Origin of the sequence: Rhodococcus sovatensis, assembly GCF_037327425.1 — a bacterium.
Classification (GTDB): Bacteria; Actinomycetota; Actinomycetes; order Mycobacteriales; family Mycobacteriaceae; genus Rhodococcoides; species Rhodococcoides sovatense.
This window is the reverse complement of the sequence record NZ_CP147846.1, coordinates 910973-931788: the sequence shown is the minus strand read 5'-3', so window position 1 is coordinate 931788 and position 20816 is coordinate 910973. Positions and strand designations below refer to the sequence as shown.

Genomic DNA, 20816 nt, shown 5'->3' with positions numbered 1-20816 from the left:
GCGTCCGTCATCGGCGCCGAGGGGCGAAGTCGAGGAGCCCATCCGTCGCCGGCAGCGAGGTGGCTCTATCCGCGTGCCACAAGGTTGACACAAAATCATGAGGAAATCCTCACGTTTCATATGACGTCCAAGTGCTACCCGCCAGTACGTACCTGAACTGGACTTTCATACCGATCGTCCAACTCGCCAGTAACAAACATCAGCGCAGGCAGTGGCCGCAATTCACTCGACGGAACATGAGGATTCCCTCGCATTTATCGTTATCATTCCGTTATGTGAAGCTGACCACATCTGTAGTTCGGCCCTCCGAATCGTGTCGGTGGCGCGCAGTACCTTCCGCACACACCGCGAAACCGGGCACATCGAACATGGGGGAATTCATGTATTCGTCAGTCACACATATCTTTTCGCAGCACGATCGGGATGCGATCGCTCAGCACATCGAATCCACTGCAATACAAGACAATTCATCGTTCTGGACAGCAGGGTGGCCGAACGAGGTCGAAGCTGCGCTGCTCGACGCCGTCTTCTCTGCGCGCGCTACCTACGGCGGCACCGACAATGGCGTGCGACGCGTCATCTCGCGATGGCGCGCCTATCGCAGCACCGATCAACTCGATGACCTGACAGAACTTGCGTCGTTCATCGATCGGCCGGACGACCTCGCAGAGATCCTCGACAACCGTCAGCGAGTGGCAGGCAACTCCACTACCAAGGCAGAGGCAGTGGCGAAGTGTGCCGACGTCCTGGCCGGGTGCGGGGTTCGGGCCGCCGACCAGTTGTTGGACGCCGACGATCAGCGAGAGGCCGTCACCGCGATCGCCGGGATCGGACCGAAGACATGGGAATGCGCCCTCTTCCTGGTGGGGCGACGAACACCCGATTCGCTTCGTCACTTCGTTGCGTACGTCTCGGACGCGGTCGGCCGAAGGGTGGAGGGTGAACTCGCCGAGATCCTCCTCGACCTCGCGGCCGAGTCGATGGGTGCCCCGCACGCAGCCCTCGAACATGCCGTCTGGCGCTACCAGCGGCGCATCGGTCCGGCCGCGCCTCTGCCTTCGCTGAGCGAAGCCGGGTAACCCGTCAGTGTGGCTGCGCTCGCTCCACGAGCGCAGCCACACCGTCGAGAATGCGCTCGACGCCGAATTGGTACTCGTGTACCGGATCGCTCGCCGCGTCGTACGACTCGGTGGCAGCCGTCCCGACCCGCGACGCCACCGGATACCTGTCGCGATCCATGACCTGCTCCAGAACCGGCGCCGTCGCTTCCCACCATTGAACGTCGGTCATGCCCGACTCCTCGCGAACCCGATTGAACCGGGCGAGCGCACGAGCCGTGCCCGCGACGTGCGTCAGAACCAACGTCAGCACCGAGTCCATCTCGACGTCGGTCAATCCGATCCCGTCGATGACCCGTAGCTCGGCCTCGTACTTGTCGTTGGTGTGTGGGCCGAGCACCGCGCGCGCACCCTGCGCGTCGAGGAGCCACGGGTGCGTGCGGTAGAGCTGCCAGTTCCGCTCCGCGACGAAACGCAGTCCCTCGCGCCATCCCGTCGTCGACGCTGTCGGCTCGTCGATCCCCGAGTACAGAGACCCCAGTGCACTGTCGGTCATCAGATCGGTCAGATCGTTTCGCCCCGGCACGTGGGTGTACAGCGACATGGCGCCGACGCCCAGTCGGTCCCCCACCCTGCGCATCGACACCGCATCCAGACCCTCGGCGTCGGCGATCTCTATTGCTGCGTGCACGATCGCATCGACGCTCAGCCCCGTGCGGCTCGGCTTCTCACTCACACGCCACAGCAGGCCGAGAGTGCGCGCCGGGTCGAATGGGGTGTCCTTCTTGCTCGCCACGCCTCGCACAGTACGCCGTACTGTCCGGCCCATCATCGCTTGAATGGTCCATTCATACGATCAGATAGCGTCGCAGTCACATTCAAGCGGTCCAACCACGCGTGCAACCGACCGCCGAGGCCGTTGTAGACTTTCCCGAGCACTCGCGCGAGTGGCGGAATTGGCAGACGCGCTGGATTTAGGTTCCAGTGTCTTAGGACGTGGGGGTTCAAGTCCCCCCTCGCGCACATTAACCCGGATCTGCGCAGCTCAGTACGCGAGATCGCGGCGTCGGCACCCGGCGAAGGCAATGCCCGCCAGACCGGCCACCACCGCCAGCAGGATGAGACCCCGTCCGAGATCGAATGGCTCTAGGGGCACCGACGCGGTGTAGCGCCAGGGTGAAGCACTGTCGAACCACTCGGGTAGATCGAACGCGTCGGCGAACATGACGCAGACCGCTACGTATCCGAAATAGAGCCACGCCACTGCCGCTGCCCGACGGGCAACGCCGACGACCACGGCAGTCACCGTCACAATTACCCAGACTGCCGGTGCGTATGCCAGCGCCGAAGCCGCCAGGCGCAACGCCTGCAACGGGTCACCGATCGTCACGCCGTAGGCCAGTCCGTCGCCGAGCCCGCCGACGACCAGTACCAGCGCACTTCCTGCCATCGCAACAACGACGTACCCAGCAAGCCACCGCACGCGCCCGACCGGCGCAGCCAGGACCATCTCCGCCCGTCCGGAGGCTTCCTCGGACCGAGCTCGCAGCACACAGCTCATCCCGCATGCGGCGGCCAGTAGCGCGATGATCGACAGCGTGAGCGAGTGATACGAGTCGACGGCGTCGCTCGCGTCCGGCAGATAGGTCGCGATGTCGGGATTGTCCGCCAGAAACTGTTCGATGCTGTCCGCGAACGATCCGTAGGCGCCACCGAGCACGAAAACGCCTATACACCAACCGATTACAGTTGCACGCTGCACGCGCCACACCAACCCGACCGGCGAGCTGAGCAGCCGAGAGGCCGTACCGCGGCCCGGCCGGTACCGAAAGACCCCGGCGCCGAAATCGCGTCGCTCGGCGAGCACGAACGCAACCGAGATGAGTGCTGCCGACATCACCACGAACAACAGCAGCGGCCACCAGCGGTCGTCCACGAAAGGATAGGTGCGTTGTCCCCACCCGATCGGCGAGGCCCAGGCCACCGCGTCGTTGCCCACATCGCCGACCGCGCGCAGGATGTACGCCAGGGCGATCAGCGCACTCACGGCGCCGTAGACGCCGCGCGGATTCTCGTACATCTGTGCAGCGACGGTTGTGGCCGCGGCGACAGTCATGCCGAAGCCCGCGATTGCCAGTCCGAACAGAACCGAACCTTCGAGCGCCAGCCCCGTCACCGCGGACGTGACGGTCAGGACCACCGCGACGGCGGTGTTCGCGAGCACGGCGATACCGAGGGCGGCGAGCACAGGAGCGCGTCGCCCCACCCTCATCGACCTGATCAGCTCGGTTCGTCCGGCTTCTTCGTCGGATCGCGTGTTCCTACCGATCAAGAACATGTTCATCAGCGCAACGACGATTGCGAGATAGGCGAAGATCTCGAAGAGCACCTCGCCTCCGATGGTCTCCAGCAGTCGAGTCGGCCCGCCCATCGCAACCAGTGCTGCGTTCGCGCTCATGGTGGACCGCAGCTGGGCCAACTTCTCTGGCGAGTCGTAGAAATTCTGGCTGCTCGTCGATTGCAGCGCCATCAAGGCCGCCATCCCTGCCAGCCACCACGGCAGTATCCAACGCTCACGCCGCAGCGAGAAGCGGACAAGCGTGGTGACACCCGCTGTGTGTGGGAAGTCCGTCTCGATGCTCACTTGGTCCCCGCCACCGAGTAGGTATCCATTTCGTAGTGGCGCAGAAAGATATCTTCCAAGGTCGGCCTACTGCTGTTCATCGCGACGACACCGAGATCGGCGAGCGCACGGAGCACACCGTCGAGTTGCGCCGTATCGACGTCGAACCGTGCGTGGGTGCCCTCCGAGACCAGCTCGAGCACACCTGGAGTTGTCGCAAGAGCCGCAGTGGGGCGCACGGTCTCGACCGTGATCGACGTCGTGTTCAGATGCCGTAGGTCGGCGAGAGACCCGCTCTCCACCGTTCGACCGTTTCGGACGATACTGACTCGATCGCACAGCGCCTCGACCTCGGCGAGCAGGTGACTGGACAACAGAACCGTGCGTCCCTCGCTCACCAGCTCGTGCACACACCGCTGAAACTCCGCTTCCTTCAGCGGATCCAGACCTGCTGTCGGTTCGTCGAACAAGAACAGTTCCGCATCCGATGCCAGCGCGGCAACCAGCGCCACCTTCTGTCGGTTCCCCTTTGAGTAGGCGCGGGACTTCACAGTCGGATCGAGCTCGAATCGTTCGACCATCTCGGCGCGTCGAGCAGGGTTCATGCCTCCGCGTAGCCTGGCCAGCAGATCGATGGTCTCCCCGCCAGTGATACCCGGCCACAGAGTGACCTCGCCAGGCACGTAGGCGAGCCGGGCGTGTGCAGCGACCGCGTCCGTCCAGGGGTCCAAGCCGAGAACCCGGACCGTGCCGGCGTCCGCCCGAAGCATCCCGAGCAGGATACGAATCGTCGTCGTCTTGCCGGCTCCGTTGGGCCCGAGGAATCCGTGCACCTCACCAGCGCGAACCGTCAAGTCGAGTTCGTCGAGCGCGACTGTGGTCCCGAAAGACTTCGTAAGCCCGGAGATGGCAATCACAGCGTCGTCGGTCATCACTCGATCGTGGCCCAGAACACGGCCTGCCGGCAGGGCCGAAAGTCCCTGCGATGAACCTCGAGTCACATCGGAGAATTCGCGTCCCGATTAGAGCTCCTGTCGGTGCGCGAGGTACTTGCGGACGGTCGTGACGATGTCATTGGCACACACGAGAATCACGGCGATGGCACCTATACCTGCCGCGATGTCGAGCGCCGTACCGAGATTGCCGTCACTTCCTCCATACCGGCTGGCGATGAAGTCCGCCGAGAAGTACGGCCGGTGCACCAGGACGGCGATGGCTGTGGCTACGGCGAGCAGGTTTGCGGCAATGGACATCACCGTGACCGGCAGCGTCCAAGCCCGCACGATCAGTTGCACTCCGGCCACACACACCCACAACGCAGCGACGACGACTACAGCGGGCAACAAGCGCTCGACCACATCGGCATCGAGCCCCTCCGCGGTTTCGGCGAGAAATGACGGCGCCAGCGCCGGGAAGAAGCACAGCGATACGACCAGCAGGGCGACAGCGAACACAAGATCGGCGATCGCGTCACCGAGGGCGATCTCGTGCCCGTGCGGAATTGGCGGGAGGTCATCGGGATCCCAATCGCGTAGCACCGCATCCGGCGCGAAACGCTCGATGACCGCAAAGACAACGGTGACCCCGAAGGCGGCATACGCTGCGCCCGCGACGGCCGATGTGAGACTCTCTTCGACAATTCTGCCGATTCTCGGCGTCGTGTCGTTGCCGACCAGGACAGGCAGCAGACTCACCCCTCCGAGGACGATCGCGATCACACGGACGACAGGCCACAGAACACGCACGTATGTGTCGTAGAAGCGCGGCCCGATGAGCTGACGGGGCGCTCCGCGGAATCGGCGCGCCTGATCTTCCGGTGAACCGAACTCGATGAGAACCTCGCGTGTGGGCCGTCCATTGGATTCGTTTCGGACCCGTTCCCGCAGCTCTGTGTCAGCCTGGTCACGGCGAGACCTCGGCAAGTGCACGAGCACACCGTGGACGTAGCGGTCGACCAGGTCATTGTCGGATAGCGTGCCGGTCATCTCACTCCCGCATCCATTCGATTTCAGTTCCTGCAACCAGTCGATCAACCCGCCGGATCAGGCGCGAGAGCCGTTGGTCCTCGCTATGTGGGCCATCCGGACCGCCCGGAACTGTCCGGCTCCGCACCGAACTACCAGAGGTAGTAGAGACTCGGGTACCTTCGGGGGGTGGCAAAATCCCGCTCGCACCATCGCCCGGCGCTCATCGTGCTGGTCCTCGTGTCTGCGGTGGCCTGCCTGGCCCTCGGTTGGTGGCAGTGGGAACGTTTCGAAGCCGTCGGTGGAGACGGCCAGAATCTCGGCTATGCCTTTCAGTGGCCGCTGTTCGCCGCGTTCGTGATCTACGCGTACCGCAAGTTCGTCCAACTCGAAGGCGACGCCGAAGCGTCGGAGGACAACGCCGACGAGTCTCCTGACGAGACTGTCCGCGAAATCCCCGCCGATCTCCTGCCGAAGCGACCCGTCTACACCGATACAGACGACCTGGACGACGCCGAGGCCCGCCAACTTCTCGAATACAACAGCCACCTCGCCGAGCTCGATCGCTCCCGCGAGTGAAGACAGGAGCATCACACGTGAGCACTGCTGCGCAGAAGCCCATGACGACCGATCGGAAGAAGAAGATCGGGTCGGCACTGCTGCGCTACCGGGTATTGGCGTATGTCACCGGCATCTGGCTGCTCGTGCTGACAGGCGAGATGGTCGCCAAGTACATCTTCAAGGTCGAGAACGTACCCAGCTGGATCGCCGTCGTGCACGGGTGGGTCTATCTCGTGTACTTGATCTTGACGGTCGATCTTGCAATCAAGGTTCGCTGGCCTGCGGGGCGCACCATCGGAACCCTCCTCGCTGGCACCATCCCGTTCCTATCGTTCTTCGTCGAACACTGGCGCACAGCGCAGGTCAAGCGCGACTTCGGCGTCTAGTTCCTCAGCACGTCGCAGCATCGAGGTCGCCGCCGACCAAGGCGTCGAAGACCAGCTGCTGCGCGACCGGATCGTACGAGATCCCGGTGTGCTCGACCGTGTTCGCCGGGCACAGGTCTTGAATCACCACGTTGCGGGCACCCGGACCGGTCAGTAGCGACGCCTGGTACGGCACGACCTGGTCGTAGCGGGTCACGATGACGGTGTACTGCACGCCCGGGACAGTGTCGACCGGCGAATTCAGCCCCGCCAGAGCATCGTCGACGGGTGGACCCGGTGTCGGGTAGTTGGGCGGCGACAGGGCCACGATCTTCGATACCCGATCCGCCCCGCCAAGGTACTCGACATAATACCGCGGCACCGTTCCGCCCTTTGAATGGCCGACGATCGAGACAGTCGATGCGCCCGTCGCAGCCGTTACTGCGTCGACGAAGGTCGACAGCTCAGCGGCGCTGTCCGCGATCGAACCGAGTCCGCCGAACGGAATACCCTCGTATGCACCGTAATCGAGAGCGAATACGCAGTAGCCTTCGTCCGCGAGTCTGGGCGCCAGGGACGCCCAGTTGTCGTAGGAGTTCTCCAGGAACCCGTGCACGAGCACGATGGGTTCCGGATGTTCGGCGGACGGTCTGCACTCGAAGTCGTTGACGCCCAATAGCTTCGCACCTGGGTGCACCACCGAGTACAGCACCGCCTCGGGGAACGAGTCCGGCGGTTCGGCGTGCGACGAACCGCCGGAGGCAAGCACCAGCACCCCCGCCAATCCTGCGATAACGACCGTTCGATGCACGGCCACCAGTGTCCTACGAACTCAGTGCGCGCAGTGCCGGAATCAGCAATCCGAGCGCACGACCACGGTGCGACGCTGCATCCTTCTCTTCGGGGCTGAGCTCGGCGGCAGATCGACGCTCCCCTTCGGGAACGAACACTGGGTCGTATCCGAAACCATTCTCTCCCAACGGGCTACGCGCGACGGATCCACGCCACTCGCCCCGTACGACGCTTTCCGTGCCGCCGGGGATCGCCAATGCGCAGGCGGACACGAAGCCCGCTCCCCTACGCTCGTCCGGCACGTCACCGAGCTGAGCCAGCAACAGCGCAGTATTGGCATCGTCCTGCCCGTGCACGCCAGACCATCTGGCCGACAACACACCCGGCATTCCGTTCAGGGCATCGACTTCGAGACCGGAGTCGTCGGCGACACACGGCAAGCCGGTCGCCGCCGCACCATCACGCGCCTTCGCGAGCGCATTTTCCTCGAACGTCGCACCCGTCTCGGGCGCTTCGGGAAACTCGGGTACCTCGTTCAGGCCCACCAGTTCGATCCCGGATATTCCTGCCGTGTCCAGAACCCGTCGCAGTTCACGGAGCTTCTTGGCGTTGCGGCTCGCGACGAGCAACCTCGTCTCAGCCACCGAACTTCTTCTTCGGCGATCCAGCCGGCGCAGGCTCGGGCAAGACGCCCGGATACGGCTCCGCGAGAGCGGCTTTCTGAACCTCGAACAACTTCTCGATGCCGTCGAACGCGGAGTCGAGAAGCTTGTCCAGCGTCGAACGCGGGAACGTAGCGCCTTCCCCGGTTCCCTGGATCTCGACGAGAGTGCCCGTATCGGTGGCCACGACATTCATGTCGACCTCCGCCCGCGAGTCTTCCTCGTACGGGAGGTCGAGCCGGACCCTGCCGTCGACGACGCCGACGCTGACAGCGGCAATCGCACACGAGATCGGCTGCGGATCCGCGAGGCGACCGGCTGCGCGCAGGTAGGTGACCGCGTCGGACAGCGCGACGAACGCGCCGGTGACGGCTGCCGTTCGGGTGCCGCCATCGGCCTGCAGAACGTCGCAGTCGAGCGCGATGGTGTTCTCACCGATCGCAGCGAGGTCGATGCATGCGCGAAGCGATCGCCCGATCAGTCTGGAAATCTCCTGGGTACGTCCGCCGACCTTGCCCTTGACGGACTCGCGTCCGCTGCGAGTGTGCGTCGCGGCGGGGAGCATCGCGTATTCGGCGGTGAGCCATCCGAGGCCGGTTCCCTTGCGCCAGCGAGGAACACCCTCCTCGACGCTCGCCGTGCACATCACGCGGGTGTTGCCGAACTCCACCAGCACCGAGCCTGCCGGGTTGCTGGTGAATCCGCGGGTGATCTTGATCGGGCGGAGTTCGTCGTCCGCTCTTCCATCTTCTCGTCTCGACACCCGGCCAGCCTATCGCGCGGCTAGACCGTGAAGACATCCCCGGGCGACACCGCGTGCACCGGTCCGCTGAACTCGGCTTTGGCCTCCGCGATCACATCTTCCCGCGACGTCCACGGCGGGATGTGCGTCAACAACAGCTCCCCGACGCCTGCGTCGCGAGCCAGTTGTCCGGCCTCGGTTCCCGACAGGTGAACTCCGACGGGCCGATCAGGACTATGTGTCCACGAGGCCTCGGACAGCAACACATCTGCCCCGTGCGCGATGTCGCGCACTGCCTGACACATTCCGGTGTCGCCGGTGTAGGCGAAGATCTTGCCCGCGCCCGTCGTGACCCGCATTCCGTAGGACTCGGGAGGGTGATACACCTGCCGCGCTTGCACTGTCAGTTGTCCGTGCTGGATCGTTCGGCCGTCTGCCCACCGCCGAAGGTCCAGCGTGTCGGACATGTCGTCGATCTGACCGCCACACTCCGCCGACGCGACGCCGAGGCGAAACGCCGTGTCCTTCGGCCCGTAGACCAACGCGCGACCTTCGGGTGGATTGGGGTGATACCTCCTCCACACGAGCAGCCCCGGAACATCCAGGCAATGATCGGCGTGCAGATGCGAGAGGAACACACTCACGTCCCCGGGATCTGCGTAACGTTGCAGCGCGCCGAGTACACCGGGCCCGAAGTCCAGCACCACCGGTGAAGTCCCCGGTTCATCGAGCAGGTAACCCGACGCGGGGGAATCGGGCCCGGACACACTGCCCGAACATCCCAGGACGGTAATACGCATACGGGTCATGCTGCCACGTCATAGCCCGACGCCGAAACGCATCGGCAGTTTTCACGCAGTCGCACAGAACCGTGCCACGTCACAGTTACGACACATCACAACGGTGCGGTGCCGACCGACTTCTGTTTACGCGCCTCGCGAGCGTCGGCGGACAGCGCCCACGCCGCGACGACACCGCCGACTGCCCCGAAGAGGTGCCCTTGCCACGACACCCCCGGGGTGCTGGGCAGCACTCCCCACAGTGCACTTCCGTAGAGAAGGAACACGACGACGCCGATGGCGAGTTGCCCGAGGTTGCGAGTGAAGAAACCGCGCACGAGCAGGTACGCGAGGAATCCGAAGACCAGGCTCGACGCGCCGATGTGATTGGAGTTGCCGCCCCCGATCAACCACGTCCCGACGCCGGCAATGATCCAGATGATGCCGGTCGCCGCGAGCCCTCGGCCGATGCCGGACAGCAGAACGAGGAACCCGAGGACGAGCAACGGGACGCTGTTGGCAAGCAGGTGCGCCCAGTCGTCGTGCAGCATCGGCGCGAACAGAATCCCCCACAACCCGTCAGTGGTGCGCGGATTGATTCCGGCGGTCTCGACCCGGCTGCCCGAGGCCACATCGACGATCTCGACGATCCACAGAAGCAAGACGAAGCCACCGGTGTACATCGCGGCCGACTGCCACAGCGCGCGCTTGGGAGTCGGGGCGGGTAGATACGGATTCGTGCTCATCGAAGACGACACCTTTCGTCTGTCGGATCTGTCCTCTTCGAGGATACCGCCGCTCAGGATTCGAATGCGGACGGAAAGATCTGGCGATACGTCGGAATCGAAGCCACGGACGTCGCGTCGAGCAGCGCACGCACGATTGCCCGCTCGACGACGTTTGCCGCCACTGCAGCCAGCGCGTCGAGAACCGGCAGATCTCGCGCGAATGCCTTCGGCATCGACGTCTCGGTCACGACGGAACGTGTCCCCGTCGACAGCGCGAAGATCGTGTCTCCGTCGAGCGGCGAGTGCGCAGGTCTGATCGCTCTGGCCAAACCGTCGTGCCCGGCTACCGCAAGTCGCTTGCATGAGCCCGGTGAAAGGTCGACGTCGGTCGCGACGACTCCGATCGTCGTGTTCAGTGCCGTTCCCTTCGGTGCCAGAGCATTGGCGTTCCACAGTTCGTGGACGTCGGGTTTGCGCATGCCGTAGGCCTGCGGCCCCTCGGATCCGACGCCCCACGGCAACCCGGTGCGTGGATCGAAAACGGATCCGACAGGGTTCGTCACGATCAACGCACCGACGGTGACGCCGTCGGCGGGACCGCCCTCGATCACGGTGCTCGCTGTTCCCACGCCGCCCTTCAGAACCCCTGCGCGTGCGCCCACGCCAGCGCCGACCGAACCGGTTTCGAACTCTGTCGCTGCAGCTGCGGCCGCGAGGTAGCCGAATTCGGCGGTGGGCCGCACTCCCCACCCACCCACGGGGAGATCGAAGATGACGGCGGCGGGGACGATCGGAACCACCTGATCCGGGCTCCCCATCGCGATCCCGTGTCCGTGCTCCTCCAACCACTGCATGACGCCGTCGGCTGCAGCGAGTCCGTAGGCACTCCCGCCGCTGAGCAATACGGCATTGATCTGCTGCACCGAGTTGCTCGGATCGAGAAGGTCGGTTTCCCTGGTGCCCGGGCCACCGCCACGCACGTCGACCGCAGCCACAGCTCCACCGAGGGTTCGCACCACCGTGCATCCGGTCGCCGCACCCGAGCCCAACTCGGCATTCGGGTCGATGTCGTGGTGATGCCCCACCAGCAGGCCGCTCACGTCGGTCAATGAATCGCGAGAACCAGGCACGGGGCGACGCTCCTACGGAGTAAGGACCTGCACGAGGGAATCCTGCATCCAGGTGAGCCAGTGGTACACATCGAGGTGCGGAGCTCGTGGATCCCCCTCGTCGAGAACATCCGGGGTGTCCGCGTCGATACCCAGTGTCGTTCCGAGGGCCAATCGTACGTCGTTGAGGCTCATCAGCCAGGCTTCGGCCTGCTCGGGAGTCAACGCGATCTTTCCACCCGAGGCCGGAAGGGAGTCCAACATGACGCGGCTCGACCGAACCTTCTCGTCGATGATCTCGGGCTCGTGCAATCCGCGCAGTGCGCCGTTCAGATTCGCGGTATCGGCGTCGTCCGACGGTTCGTGGCGGTGAAAGTCCGGCAACAGCCTCGCCAACGCTGCATCCTCCGGTGGCGTGGTGTGACCGGTGCGAAGTCCGGTCATGGCCGCGAGTTCATCGGTAGGCGCACCAGCGGCTCGGTCGCTCAGCAATCCAATGACCGACTCGACGAGCGACCTCAGTACCGCTACCTCGCGCGCATCCATTTCCGAGCGAATCTTGACTCCGCTGAGTGAGTTCTTTCTGCTCCACGTGCGCACAGCTCGGTTTTCCTTCGTGTCGGAGACGTTCGAAACTGCTTGACGCGGGGCGACTATTTGTCCTGCTGCATGGTCGCCCACAGACCGGCCGCATGGAGCCTGCGCACGTCGTTCTCCATGGTGTCGCGCTCACCGCTCGACACGACCGCTTTGCCCTCGGAGTGCACCTGCATCATCAGCTCGGTGGCCTTGGCTTTGCTGTATCCGAACAGCTTCTGGAACACGAAGGTCACGTAGTGCATCAGGTTGACCGGGTCGTCCCAGACGATGGTGACCCAGGGAACGTCGTGAGACTCATCGGTCTCCTCGACAGGGGTATGCGCGGGCACGGCCTGCGGGGCGGCAGCCAGGGTCGGCGACTCGGCAACTACTCCCACTATCTCGTCAGCCGTCGATGAAGCCATGTGGAACAGCGTACGACGACCGGGGCAAGGTGCACACCGTCACCCCCGCGCCTCGTAGTGTTGATCGTGTGCCTACCGACTCTGACACCGGACCGCATGTGACGGACACATTCCGGAGCGCCGCCCTGTTCACCGATCAGTACGAATTCACGATGCTGTCGGCAGCTCTGGCCGACGGGTCGGCGAATATTCCGTGCAGCTTCGAAGTGTTCGCACGTCGGCTTCCGAACGGGCGACGCTACGGTGTCGTCGCCGGGACTGCGCGCCTTCTGGAAGCGCTCACTCGGTTCCGTTTCGGCCAGGACGAGCTCGATACAGTGTCGGCGTTTCTGGACTCGTCGACTGTGGAGTGGTTGCGGAACTATCGGTTCACCGGCGACATCGACGGTTATCGCGAGGGAGATCTCTACTTCCCCGGCTCGCCCGTGCTGTCCGTGCGAGGCACGTTCGCCGAATGCGTCGTGCTGGAAACCTTGGCTCTGTCCATCCTCAATCACGACAGCGCTATCGCCTCCGCTGCTGCGCGAATGTCCAACGCAGCAGGCTCACGCCCGATCATCGAGATGGGATCTCGGCGGACCCATGAGGAGGCGGCGGTCGCGTCGTCCCGGGCCGCGTACATCGCCGGCTTCTCCGCGACGTCGAATCTGCAGGCCGTGCGTCGGCACGGTGTACCCGGCGCCGGCACCTCGGCCCACGCGTTCACCCTGCTGTACACCGGCGAGCAGGGACCGGATGAGAAAGCTGCGTTCGCCGCCCAGGTCCGTGCGCTCGGCGTCTCGACGACGCTGCTGGTCGATACCTACGACATCACGCAGGGTGTCGCCAATGCGATCGAGGTTGCCGGCCCCGAGCTCGGCGGTGTTCGCATCGACTCCGGCGACCTCGGCGTGCTCGCCCGGCAGGTCCGGCAGCAGCTCGACGATCTCGGAGCAACTCGCACCCGAATCGTGGTGTCGGGAGACCTCGACGAATACGCCATTGCCGCTCTGCGTGCCGAACCCGTCGACTCGTACGGCGTCGGAACATCGCTGGTCACCGGTTCCGGGGCGCCGACCGCAGGCATGGTCTACAAGCTCGTGACCGTGGACGGGCGCCCGGTCGCCAAGCGCAGCAGTCACAAGGAATCGCGTGGCGGCTCCAAAGCAGCGATTCGCACCAGCCGTACCTCGGGCACGATCGTCGAGGAAATCGTGTACCCGCTCGGCAGCAGTCCCCGTGTCGACGACGGTCTCGTCGCGACCGAATTGAGTGTCCCTCTCGTCCGTGGCGGCGAGCAGGTCGACGGGGCTCCCGCACTCGGCGATTCGCGCGCACTGTTGGCGGAGCGGCTCGTCTCTCTCCCGTGGGAGGGCCTGAAGCTCTCTCAAGGTGAACCGGCGATTCCGACTCGGTTCCTCTGACCGCTGCGAGTAGGTGATTGGGGCTCCGCCCCAGTGGCGCGGTTAAGTGCATCCCCGTGCACTTAACCGCCCACTGGAGGCGGAGCCGCCTCCTGTGGTGTCGGTCGAGAAATTCGTCGGCGACAAGCAGTAGTCTTCTCCGGTGCCGAAGACCGAACTGCCGACCGTGCCTGCTCTGCTGAAGGTCGCGGTCAACGCACTCGGAGGCAAGGAGCGCAGCAACCAGTTGACGATGGCCTCGGCCGTGGCGCATTCGATCGACACCGGCGAGCATCTCGCCGTGCAGGCAGGCACCGGCACCGGTAAGTCCCTGGCGTATCTCGTTCCCAGCATCAGACACGCGGTCGAGTCCGGACGCACCGTCGTGGTCTCCACCGCGACTATTGCGCTGCAGCGCCAGCTCGTCGACCGGGATCTTCCCCGCCTCGCCGACGCACTGACCGGAGCCATCGGGCGGCGCCCCAAGTTCGCAATCCTCAAGGGCCGCAACAATTACCTCTGCATGAACAAGATCCACACCGGCGCCTCGGAGGAATCACCCGACGCCGAACTGTTCGACGCCTTCGCCATCTCACGCCTCGGCCGCGAGGTAGTGCGGCTGACCAAGTGGTCCTCCGACACCGAGACCGGTGACCGCGACGACGTTGTTCCCGGCGTCAGCGACCAGGCGTGGCGACAGGTCAGCGTCACCGCCCGCGAATGCCTCGGTAAGTCGCGCTGCCCGGTAGGCGAGGATTGCTTCGCCGAACGAGCACGGACCGAAGCCGCACAGGTCGACGTCGTCGTCACCAATCACGCACTCCTGGCTATCGACGCGATCACCGGAATTCAGATCCTGCCCGAGCACGATGTCGTCGTGATCGACGAAGCCCACGAACTAGTCGATCGCGTCACCGGCGTCGCTACCTCTGAACTGTCCGCGGCCACCATCACCGCAGCGGCACGCCGATGCAGCAAGCTGATCGAGGAAGAAATCGTCGATTCACTCGACGGCGCCGCAGAGAACTGGGGAGCTGTACTCGACGACCTCCCCCCTGGGCGTTGGGCGGCCCTACCCGACGACGTTGCACCTGCGCTGGCTTCCATCAGGGACTCGGCCTGGTCTGTCCGCACTGCGATCGGACCGACTCAGCGTGGCCCGGCGACGCTCGACCCCGAGGCCGCGGCGGCCCGCAACGCCGCACTCGTCGCCGTCGACGAGGTACACGACAGCGCGGTGCGAGTCCTCACAGCCTTCGACGAACCAGATCCGGCCAAACGCAAAGACGTCGTGTGGCACGCCGTCGACGACTTCCGCGGGTCGGTCAAGCGAACCGTGCGCATGGCTCCCCTGTCGGTCGGCGGACTGTTGCGCTCACGCCTGTTCGCGGAAGCAACGGTCGTGCTGACCTCCGCCACCTTGACGGTCGGCGGGTCGTTCGACGGTCTGGCAATCAACTGGGGTCTGCCGGCCGAGAACTCCAGCCGCAGTGACACCGCGATGGCCACCGGCGTCGAGGCGCCGTCGGACACTGCGTCCATTCGCTGGAACTCGCTCGACGTCGGTTCGCCGTTCGACCACGCCAAAGCGGGCATTCTCTATGTCGCCAAACATCTTCCAGCCCCTGGCCGGGACGGATTGTCCCCGTTGTACCTCGACGAGATCGAAAAATTGGTCAGCGCCGCGGGCGGGCGGACGCTCGGGTTGTTCTCGTCCATGCGCGCAGCCAAGGCCGCCGCCGAAGAGATGCGCGAACGCCTCGACACGCCGGTGCTGTGCCAGGGGGACGACGCCACGGGCGCCCTCGTCGACAAGTTCGCCGCCGACGAGGCGACGTCACTGTTCGGCACGCTGTCACTGTGGCAAGGCGTCGATGTGCCCGGTCCGTCGCTGAGCCTGGTGATCCTCGACCGAATCCCGTTCCCGCGACCGGACGATCCGCTGCTCGTCGCACGACAGCAAGCAGTCCAGTCACGCGGCGGCAACGGATTTCTGTCCGTGGCCGCCAACCACGCAGCGCTGCTGCTCGCTCAGGGCGTCGGCCGACTACTCCGCAGCGTCGACGATCGCGGAGTCGTCGCCATGCTCGACTCGCGATTGGCGACGGCACGGTACGGGGGCTACCTACGGGCGTCGCTGCCACCGTTCTGGGAAACCTCCGACCCCGAGGTCGTACGCAAAGCGCTGACCCGCCTTGCCGGCGGTGGTGGCTAGGCGGTGGCCGCGATTACGCGTTCGGGGTTCGCACCAAGCCCAATTCGGCGTCCCCTACCAGTAATTCGTGGTGTGGCAGCACTCTGACCGTGTAGCCGACGGCGCCGCTGATAGGCAGGGCCGTGTCGGTGAGGAACACCTCACCCAGCGAGTCGGTTCCTGCGTGACTCATGGTCACCGTCCGTACATCGGTCAGGTTTTCGTTCTCGTCGACTCGCCCGAGGACGGCCTGAACCACCACGTCACTCGGAGCCAACTCGCCAAGCCGAACGTATGCGCGGAGAGTCAGTTTTGCTCCGATCACCGGCGTGTCCGGAAGCCCTTCGCTATCGACCTGAACGATCTCGACCGAATGCCACGTGTCTTCGACTCGGCGTCGGTACACGGCGACATCTTTTGCCCCGGCGTATCCGTCGGCGTTCGCGGCCCGCGCCGCTTCCGCGGCCGGCGCATAGTAGCCGAGCGTGTAGTCACGAACCATCCTCGACGCCAACACTTTCGGGCCGAGATGCTCCAGAGTGTGGCGTACCATCTCGATCCACCGCGTCGGGACACCGTCGGTTCGGTCGTAGAACTTCGGCAGCACCGACTGCTCCAGCAACTCGTACAGCGCCGCTGCTTCGAGATCGTCCCGACGATTCTCGTCGGTCACCCCGTCGGCGGTCGGTATGGCCCAGCCGTTCTCACCGTCGTACATCTCGTCCCACCATCCGTCGCGAATGGACAGGTTGAGGCCTCCGTTGAGTGCCGACTTCATACCCGAGGTTCCGCACGCTTCGAGAGGGCGCAGCGGATTGTTCAGCCACACATCGCAACCCCAGTACAAGTACCGTGCCATCGACATGTCGTAGTCCGGAAGAAAGACGATGCGGTGTCGGACGTCCGCCTCGTCGGCGAATCGCACGATCTGCTGAATAAGTGCCTTGCCGCCGTCGTCGGCGGGGTGCGACTTCCCTGCAACGACCAGCTGAACAGGACGTTCCGGGTCGAGCAGGAGTCGCTTGAGCCGCTCTGGCTCGCGCAACATGAGAGTCAGACGCTTGTACGTCGGCACGCGCCGAGCGAACCCGACCGTCAACACGTTGGGATCGAAAACTCCAGCAGTCCAACCGAGCTCGGCTTCGGAGAATCCACGTTCGAGGCTCGAGCGTCGGACTCGACGCCGGACTTCGCCGACGAGTTGCCCCCGCAGTTCGTTCCTGGTGGCCCACAGCGTCGCCGCTGGAACCGTGTGCAACTGCTCCCAGCCTCGCGCCTCTTCCAGCGCCTGCGCGCCGACCACCTCGTGCGCCAGGTCCATCCACTCCCGAGCTGCCCACGTCGGCGCGTGCACACCGTTGGTCACCGAACCGATCGGCACTTCCGTCGCGTCGAATCCGCGCCAGAGATCGCTGAACATCTCACGGCTGACGATGCCGTGAAGTTTCGAGACGCCGTTAGCTCGCTGTCCCAGTCGCAGCCCCATGTGCGCCATGTTGAACACGGACCGATCACCCTCCGCACCGAGCGCGAGAACTCGTTCCATCGGAAGCCCCGGCAGCAGAGCCGAATCGGGCGACCCGTCGGTACTGCCGAAATAATGTCGCACGAGATCGGCGGGGAACCGATCGATGCCCGCCGGCACCGGAGTGTGCGTCGTGAAGACCGTTCCGGACCGCACCGAGGCAAGAGCCGCGTCGAAATCGAGGCCCTGCGTCGTCACCAGTTCGCGAATTCGCTCGGCGCCGAGGAACCCCGCGTGTCCCTCGTTCATGTGGAACACTTCCGGGTCGGGAAGACCGTGTTCGTGGGTATACGCGCGGATTGCCCGGACACCGCCGATGCCGGCCAGAATCTCCTGCTTGATGCGATGATCCTGATCGCCGCCGTACAGACGATCGGTCACACCGCGCAGCTCGGGATCGTTGTCCGGAATGTCGGAATCGAGCAGCAGCAGCGGCACTCGGCCCACTTGAGCTATCCACACGCGCGCGCGAAGCACTCGCGATCCCGGCATCGACACGTGGATGAGCACCGGCGCCCCACCGGAATCGGTCAGCAGCCGAAGCGGCAACCCTTGCGGATCGAGCGACGGGTATCGCTCCGCCTGCCAACCCTCGGCCGTCAGTGATTGCCGAAAATAGCCGGATCGATAGAGCAGCCCGACGCCGATCAGCGGCAACCCGAGGTCGGACGCCGCCTTGAGGTGGTCACCGGCGAGAATTCCGAGCCCACCCGAGTAGTTCGGTAGCACCTCGCTGACACCGAACTCCATCGAGAAGTAGCCGATACCTGCTGGTAGCGACCGCCCGGCTTCCTGCTGGATCTGGTACCACAGCGGACGCGTCAGGTAGTCGCGAAGATCGGCGGCCAAGGCATCGAGACGTTCGACGAAACCGCTGTCCGCGGCCAGGGACTCCAACCGCCCCGGCGGAACTGCCCCGAGTAGACCGATCGGATCCCGCTCGGTCTCCCCCCACAGCAACGGGTCGATTTCCTCGAACAACTGCTGGGTGGGCGAGTGCCACGACCAGCGGAGGTTTGTCGACAGCTCGGCGAGGGCATTCAGCCGCTCGGGCAGGTGGGCGCGGACAGTGAACCGACGCAAAGCTTTCACGAGCCGAACCCTACCCACCCGCAGCCCTACGTGCGTCGACTTGCCAATCTCGTGCGACAAAGGCCCAATGTCGTCCGGCAAAGGCCCAATGTCGTCCGACAAACGCGCAGCCCGAGCGACTGCACTACGGTTGTAGACAGAGCACGCCGACCATCAGTGACCGATCGGCCGCAGTTGCTGCGACCGATCGTCGAAGCGAAGAACGGAGCGTGAAGTGACAGGTCGACTCGGTATCGACAATGTCCTTCCAGACACGGCCACCGGAAAGTTCCCCGCGAAAGCAGTGGTGGGCGAAGCATTTCCGGTATCGGCAGACGTATGGCGCGAGGGCCACGACGCTGTAGCCGCGACTCTGGCGGTTCGCGGCCCTGGATTGCACTCGCCCCTGCGCATCACGATGACGCCAGGTGTCGAACCCGACACCTTCGACGCGATTTTCACGCCCACAGCCCCGGGTTACTGGATCTGCCGGATCGAGGCGTGGAGCGACCCGGTGGCGACGTGGCGGCACGCGGTCGAGGCCAAGCTCGGCGTCGGACAGAGCGCCGCCGAGTTGGCCAACGATCTCGAGATCGGTGCACAGGTGTTCGAGCGCGCGGCAGACGGTGTGCCCGACGAACACAAGGGACTATTGAAGGACGTCGTCGTCGCACTCCGCGACACCAGTCGTCAGCTTCCCGCGCGGGTATCGCCGGCGTTCGCCCCCGCGGTCGCCGAGCTGCTGCACGAGTATCCGCTGCGCGAATTGATCACCCGATCGAACGGTATCAACATCTGGGTGGATCGTTCGCGCGCACTGAACGGTGCGTGGTACGAGTTCTTCCCCAGGTCGACGGGGGGATGGAACGAGGACGGCTCACCGCGTCACGGCACCTTCGCAACGTCGATCGAGCAACTCCCCCGAGTCGCACGCATGGGCTTCGACATCGTGTATCTACCGCCGATCCACCCGATCGGCACGATCAACCGAAAAGGACCGAACAACACCCTCACTCCCGGCCCGGAGGACGTCGGGTCTCCGTGGGCGATCGGTTCGAAGGACGGCGGACACGACGCGATCCATCCCCAGCTGGGAACCGAGGCGGATTTCGTTGCGTTCGTCGACTCCGCGGAGGCTCTCGATCTCGAAGTGGCCATCGACCTTGCGTTGCAGGCCGCGCCAGATCACCCGTGGGCAAGCGAACACCCGGAGTGGTTCACGGTTCTCCCGGACGGCACCATTGCGTACGCCGAGAATCCTCCGAAGAAGTATCAGGACATCTATCCGGTCAACTTCGATAACGACCGCCGCGGAATCTACGAAGAAGTGCTACGCGTCGTGCGGTACTGGGTGTCGTTGGGCGTCAAGATTTTCCGGGTCGACAACCCACACACCAAGCCACCGGACTTCTGGCAGTGGCTGATCGCGGAGGTCAAGAAGACCAACCCCGAGGTCCTATTCCTAGCCGAAGCGTTCACCCGCCCGGCCCGCATGTACGGCCTCGCGATGCGCGGATTCACGCAGTCCTACACGTACTTCACGTGGCGGGTCGCGAAGGAGGAACTGACGGAGTTCGCCGAGGAGCACGCACGTCGAGCGGATGACGCGCGGCCCAACCTGTTCGTGAACACTCCCGACATCCTGCACGAGAGCTTGCAGCATGGCGGACCGGGAATGTTCGCATTGCGCGCTGCCCTCGCCGCAACGATGTCACCCACCTGGGGTGTCTACTCGGGCTACGAACTCTACGAACACCAGGCTGTCCGTCCCGGCAGCGAGGAATACCTGAATTCGGAGAAGTATCAGCTTCGACCTCGCGATTTCGAGGGCGCGTTGGCCCGCGGTGAATCACTCGAACCCTGGTTGGCGACACTGAACTCGGTTCGACGCGCTCATCCTGCACTCCAACAGTTGCGGAATATTCACTTCCACCACGTCGACAACGACGCGTTGATCGCGTATTCGAAATTCGATCCGAACACCGGGGACTCCGTTCTGGTGGTGGTCAACCTCGATCCGTTCGGTCCGGAAGAAGGGACGATCTGGCTGGACATGCCGCAGATCGGACTGGACTGGCACGACAGCCTGACCGTCACCGACGAGGTCTCTGGTCAGCAATTCCATTGGGGGCAAGCTAATTTCGTCAAGTTGGAACCATGGAAGGCCGTGGCACACATTCTGGCACTACCACCCATCCCCTACCCCGCTCGACTCGAACTGGCATACCGCGGCAACCGGAAGTAAGTGGGAATCAAC

The 20816-nt window shown here is 64.5% G+C and carries 19 protein-coding genes and 1 tRNA gene; 7 read left to right on the top strand and 13 right to left on the bottom strand.

Annotated elements, in window-relative coordinates; genetic code table 11:
* The first annotated feature begins 380 nt into the window (after nucleotides 1–380).
* Nucleotides 381–1079 (top strand): hypothetical protein, encoded by a 699-nt coding sequence (locus WDS16_RS04390; protein ID WP_338890790.1) that lies wholly within the window; start codon nucleotides 381–383, stop codon nucleotides 1077–1079.
* A gap of 4 nt (nucleotides 1080–1083) precedes the next feature.
* Here WDS16_RS04390 and WDS16_RS04385 read toward each other — a convergent pair whose 3' ends face one another.
* The gene (locus WDS16_RS04385) at nucleotides 1084–1854 is read right to left on the bottom strand and encodes a TetR/AcrR family transcriptional regulator (RefSeq protein ID WP_338890788.1); all 771 of its coding nucleotides are present in this window, start codon (nucleotides 1852–1854) and stop codon (nucleotides 1084–1086) included.
* 145 nt (nucleotides 1855–1999) lie between these two features.
* Here WDS16_RS04385 and WDS16_RS04380 point away from each other — a divergent pair.
* Nucleotides 2000–2081: transfer RNA gene (locus tag WDS16_RS04380), tRNA-Leu, on the top strand.
* Between the two features lie 22 nt (nucleotides 2082–2103).
* Here the strand turns inward: WDS16_RS04380 and WDS16_RS04375 are convergent.
* The 3 genes from WDS16_RS04375 to WDS16_RS04365 form a co-directional block, all read right to left on the bottom strand.
* Nucleotides 2104–3702, bottom strand: a complete 1599-nt coding sequence (locus WDS16_RS04375; RefSeq protein ID WP_338890785.1) for an ABC transporter permease — start codon at nucleotides 3700–3702, stop codon at nucleotides 2104–2106.
* On the bottom strand, nucleotides 3699–4613 hold the full coding sequence (locus WDS16_RS04370; protein WP_338890783.1) for an ABC transporter ATP-binding protein: 915 nt from the start codon (nucleotides 4611–4613) through the stop codon (nucleotides 3699–3701). Before WDS16_RS04370 ends, WDS16_RS04375 begins: the two co-directional genes overlap by 4 nt.
* Nucleotides 4614–4703: 90 nt before the next feature.
* A complete protein-coding gene (locus tag WDS16_RS04365) occupies nucleotides 4704–5666 on the bottom strand; it encodes a hypothetical protein (RefSeq protein ID WP_338890781.1) in 963 nt (320 codons plus the stop codon).
* 168 nt (nucleotides 5667–5834) lie between these two features.
* Here WDS16_RS04365 and WDS16_RS04360 point away from each other — a divergent pair, with 168 nt between their 5' ends.
* Both WDS16_RS04360 and WDS16_RS04355 read left to right on the top strand, forming a co-directional pair.
* On the top strand, nucleotides 5835–6224 hold the full coding sequence (locus WDS16_RS04360) for a transcriptional regulator (RefSeq protein WP_338890779.1): 390 nt from the start codon (nucleotides 5835–5837) through the stop codon (nucleotides 6222–6224).
* 41 nt (nucleotides 6225–6265) lie between these two features.
* Complete coding sequence (locus WDS16_RS04355) at nucleotides 6266–6592, top strand: DUF3817 domain-containing protein (protein ID WP_068378013.1); 327 nt, start codon at nucleotides 6266–6268, stop codon at nucleotides 6590–6592.
* Nucleotides 6593–6596: 4 nt separating this feature from the next.
* Here the strand turns inward: WDS16_RS04355 and WDS16_RS04350 are convergent, their stop codons facing one another.
* The 8 genes from WDS16_RS04350 to clpS form a co-directional block, all read right to left on the bottom strand.
* A complete protein-coding gene (locus tag WDS16_RS04350; protein ID WP_338890778.1) occupies nucleotides 6597–7382 on the bottom strand; it encodes an esterase/lipase family protein in 786 nt (261 codons plus the stop codon).
* 13 nt (nucleotides 7383–7395) lie between these two features.
* Nucleotides 7396–8007, bottom strand: a complete 612-nt coding sequence (gene rdgB, locus WDS16_RS04345) for an RdgB/HAM1 family non-canonical purine NTP pyrophosphatase (RefSeq protein WP_338890775.1) — start codon at nucleotides 8005–8007, stop codon at nucleotides 7396–7398.
* Entirely contained in the window at nucleotides 8000–8788 is a 789-nt protein-coding gene (rph, locus tag WDS16_RS04340; RefSeq protein WP_338890773.1) for a ribonuclease PH, read from the bottom strand. The genes rdgB and rph overlap by 8 nt, the downstream gene beginning before the upstream one ends.
* Before the next feature lie 20 nt (nucleotides 8789–8808).
* Entirely contained in the window at nucleotides 8809–9567 is a 759-nt protein-coding gene (locus WDS16_RS04335; protein WP_197480898.1) for a cyclic nucleotide-degrading phosphodiesterase, read from the bottom strand.
* A gap of 95 nt (nucleotides 9568–9662) precedes the next feature.
* Nucleotides 9663–10292: a rhomboid family intramembrane serine protease gene (locus WDS16_RS04330; RefSeq protein ID WP_338890770.1), complete on the bottom strand. Its 630-nt coding sequence runs from the start codon at nucleotides 10290–10292 to the stop codon at nucleotides 9663–9665.
* A 53-nt stretch (nucleotides 10293–10345) separates the two neighbouring features.
* On the bottom strand, nucleotides 10346–11404 hold the full coding sequence (locus WDS16_RS04325) for a P1 family peptidase (RefSeq protein WP_338890768.1): 1059 nt from the start codon (nucleotides 11402–11404) through the stop codon (nucleotides 10346–10348).
* Between the two features lie 12 nt (nucleotides 11405–11416).
* Nucleotides 11417–11983 (bottom strand): DUF2017 domain-containing protein, encoded by a 567-nt coding sequence (locus WDS16_RS04320; RefSeq protein WP_338890767.1) that lies wholly within the window; start codon nucleotides 11981–11983, stop codon nucleotides 11417–11419.
* A 53-nt stretch (nucleotides 11984–12036) separates the two neighbouring features.
* Nucleotides 12037–12387 carry an ATP-dependent Clp protease adapter ClpS gene (gene clpS / locus WDS16_RS04315; protein ID WP_338890766.1) on the bottom strand — a complete coding sequence of 117 codons (351 nt, stop codon included), beginning with the start codon at nucleotides 12385–12387 and terminating at the stop codon, nucleotides 12037–12039.
* 68 nt (nucleotides 12388–12455) lie between these two features.
* Between clpS and WDS16_RS04310 the strand changes: the two genes are divergently transcribed.
* Together WDS16_RS04310 and WDS16_RS04305 are read left to right on the top strand one after the other, a co-directional pair.
* Complete coding sequence (locus WDS16_RS04310) at nucleotides 12456–13790, top strand: nicotinate phosphoribosyltransferase (RefSeq protein ID WP_338890765.1); 1335 nt, start codon at nucleotides 12456–12458, stop codon at nucleotides 13788–13790.
* 142 nt (nucleotides 13791–13932) lie between these two features.
* Nucleotides 13933–15984 carry an ATP-dependent DNA helicase gene (locus WDS16_RS04305; protein ID WP_338890764.1) on the top strand — a complete coding sequence of 684 codons (2052 nt, stop codon included), beginning with the start codon at nucleotides 13933–13935 and terminating at the stop codon, nucleotides 15982–15984.
* A gap of 13 nt (nucleotides 15985–15997) precedes the next feature.
* Here the strand turns inward: WDS16_RS04305 and glgP are convergent, their stop codons facing one another.
* Nucleotides 15998–18580: an alpha-glucan family phosphorylase gene (glgP, locus tag WDS16_RS04300; protein WP_338890762.1), complete on the bottom strand. Its 2583-nt coding sequence runs from the start codon at nucleotides 18578–18580 to the stop codon at nucleotides 15998–16000.
* A 214-nt stretch (nucleotides 18581–18794) separates the two neighbouring features.
* Here glgP and WDS16_RS04295 point away from each other — a divergent pair, with 214 nt between their 5' ends.
* A complete protein-coding gene (locus tag WDS16_RS04295) occupies nucleotides 18795–20804 on the top strand; it encodes an alpha-1,4-glucan--maltose-1-phosphate maltosyltransferase (protein ID WP_338890761.1) in 2010 nt (669 codons plus the stop codon).
* The last annotated feature ends 12 nt before the right edge of the window (nucleotides 20805–20816 follow it).

Excerpts from the sequence above, each read along its gene's own strand:
- WDS16_RS04390 (WP_338890790.1), top strand. The coding sequence starts at position 381 with ATGTATTCGTCAGTCACACATATCTTTTCGCAGCACGATCGGGATGCG.
- WDS16_RS04370 (WP_338890783.1), bottom strand. The coding sequence starts at position 4,613 with ATGACCGACGACGCTGTGATTGCCATCTCCGGGCTTACGAAGTCTTTC.
- WDS16_RS04365 (WP_338890781.1), bottom strand. The coding sequence starts at position 5,666 with ATGACCGGCACGCTATCCGACAATGACCTGGTCGACCGCTACGTCCAC.
- WDS16_RS04355 (WP_068378013.1), top strand. The coding sequence starts at position 6,266 with ATGACGACCGATCGGAAGAAGAAGATCGGGTCGGCACTGCTGCGCTAC.
- WDS16_RS04335 (WP_197480898.1), bottom strand. The coding sequence starts at position 9,567 with ATGCGTATTACCGTCCTGGGATGTTCGGGCAGTGTGTCCGGGCCCGAT.
- WDS16_RS04330 (WP_338890770.1), bottom strand. The coding sequence starts at position 10,292 with ATGAGCACGAATCCGTATCTACCCGCCCCGACTCCCAAGCGCGCGCTG.
- clpS (WP_338890766.1), bottom strand. The coding sequence starts at position 12,387 with ATGGCTTCATCGACGGCTGACGAGATAGTGGGAGTAGTTGCCGAGTCG.